The sequence below is a fragment of the Bilophila sp. 4_1_30 genome, assembly GCF_000224655.1.
GTDB classification, from domain to species: domain Bacteria; phylum Desulfobacterota; class Desulfovibrionia; order Desulfovibrionales; family Desulfovibrionaceae; genus Bilophila; species Bilophila wadsworthia.
Genome location: NZ_JH114235.1, coordinates 138,182 through 140,177, shown reverse-complemented (window position 1 = coordinate 140,177; position 1,996 = coordinate 138,182). Strand labels below are relative to the sequence as shown.

Below are 1,996 nucleotides of genomic sequence, written 5' to 3'. Positions count from 1 at the left end.
GCGCCACGAGGGAGCGCTCATAGGCAAGGCGGGCGTCCACGGGATCAAGGCGCACGAGCGTCTGCCCGGCGGCGACCATGTCGTTGTCGTCCACATCCACGGCGACGACCTTGCCGCTCACCTGCGGCATGATGCGCAGCACATTGCCGGCGACATAGGCGTCGTCCGTGCTTTCCTCAAAACGCAGAAACAGATACCACCACGCGCCCGCGCCTATCCCCGCGAGCAGGAACAGCAAAAGCAGGATGCCGACGATCGGGCCCTTGCGGGGGCGTTTGCGCCGCTGCGGAGCCTTGTCGTTGTCCGGGGTCATGGAAAGATTTTCGTCTGTCGTCATGAGAGGCTCCCGCGTGGTGCATGGTTCCCTGAACTGCCACTATTTTCACATGTTATGGGATAAATTGAACTGACCGGTCAGTTTTATACCACGCCCCGCGCACCGTCAATCGGTTTTTGGCGCGCGGGGCGCCGTGCCGCGGCGGGTCCGCCTGCGCGGACGATGGAGGGGCGTCTTCGTGGCGGGCTGGCGCGGAACGCTCAGGCCAGTTCGGAGTCACGGCTTAGGGCATGTAAGCCGGGGCCTTTCAGGGTGTTCTTGCGCGGCCCTGTGCGCCGCGAGCCGGAGGGTACGTGGAGCCGTGGCGCGTCCCGTCCCGGCATACGGTTAAGGACGGCCTCTCGACATGGGAAACGATGGAAAAAACGCTGCGGGCTGTGAGGCTTGCTCTACGGGGTGCCCGCGCAAGCGGACGGGGGGCCTTCCCGGTCGGTGTGGGGGAGGAACGTTTGAGGGCACCGGGGTGCACTGCGTGTGCCTGTCCCGGGCGGGCCCGGCGGCATGGGGCATCCCATGCCCCGGCAAATCGGGATCAGGGCGACCCCGCCGTGGGGACCCGCCCGCGCCACGGCAAAAGGGGGCTCATCGGCCTTGCGGACGGAGCCGCGCGGCGCTCTCACGGGGAGGCTGTCCGGACGGGCAGGCCACGAGGATGAGGACGCTGCCGAAGATGAGGGCGATCCCTACGGCGGCGGACAGGGACAACGGTTCATGGAGAAAGAAGATCCCGAGGCAGGCTGCGGAGAGGGGCTCCGCGAGGCTGAGGGTCGAGGCGGTGGCGGCGGGCGTCACCTTGAGCCCGGCGAGGGTGAGGGAAAAGGCGATGGCCGTGGTCACGACCCCGAGATGCAGGGCCACGAGCGCGCCCACGGGCGTCGCCAGCCACGCCGCCGGGTAGATCCAGAAGACGGGCAGCATACACAGCCCGCTCAGGAGGCACAGGACCATCATGACGGATCCGGGCGCGGCGTTCTGGGCCAGCGGCTTGCTGAACACGAAATAGCAGGCGTAGGAGAACCCCGCGAGCAGGGGGAAGGCCATGCCCGCGAAGCTGGCCCCGCCCACGGCGTCGGCGTTGAGCAGGATCAGACCGATCAGGGCGAGCCCGGTGGCGGGATACCATGCCTTGGCGGGCTTTTCGCGCAGGAAGATCAACCCGAGCAGGGCCACGACGATGGGCGAGAAGCCAATGGCGACCACGGTGCCCACGGCGACCCCGGCTTCGAGCACGCCCCGGAAAAAGAAGAATTGGAAGCCGAGCAGGGCGAGGGTGGAAGGCACGACGCAGCGCATGGGCCAGCGCCAGAACCGGGGCAGCTCCCCCTGGAACGCGCACCAGAGGAGCAGGGCCAGGCCGCCGACGAGCATACGCAGCGCGCCGATGACGTAGGGCGTCGCCCCTTCCGGGGACAGGGCCTGGACGGTCCCCGTGGTGCTGAAACACAGGGCCCCCAGAAGGATCAGAAGGGGGCCTTTGGCAAAGGGTGTGCTCATGGCTGTTTTCCTAAGAGGGGCAGGGCAACCGCAGGCCCGCTTTCCCCGGACAACGCTTTCCCACTGCGTAATGCGCCTTACCGCAAAGGCAACCCGCGCCGAAGCAAGGCCGCGAACAAGGATTCGATAAACGCAAAAGTCTTGGGAGAGAGAGGGGTGGGGTTT

2 protein-coding genes are annotated in these 1,996 nt (G+C 67.1%); both read right to left on the bottom strand.

Features of this window, described 5'->3' with window-relative positions; all coding sequences use genetic code 11:
- On the bottom strand, positions 1 to 337 hold a 337-nt coding region (locus tag HMPREF0178_RS18170), incomplete at its 3' end, for a biotin/lipoyl-binding protein (protein WP_009369054.1).
- A gap of 582 nt (positions 338 to 919) precedes the next feature.
- The gene (locus HMPREF0178_RS18165; protein WP_009369053.1) at positions 920 to 1,831 is read right to left on the bottom strand and encodes a DMT family transporter; all 912 of its coding nucleotides are present in this window, start codon (positions 1,829 to 1,831) and stop codon (positions 920 to 922) included.
- Positions 1,832 to 1,996 lie beyond the last annotated feature (165 nt).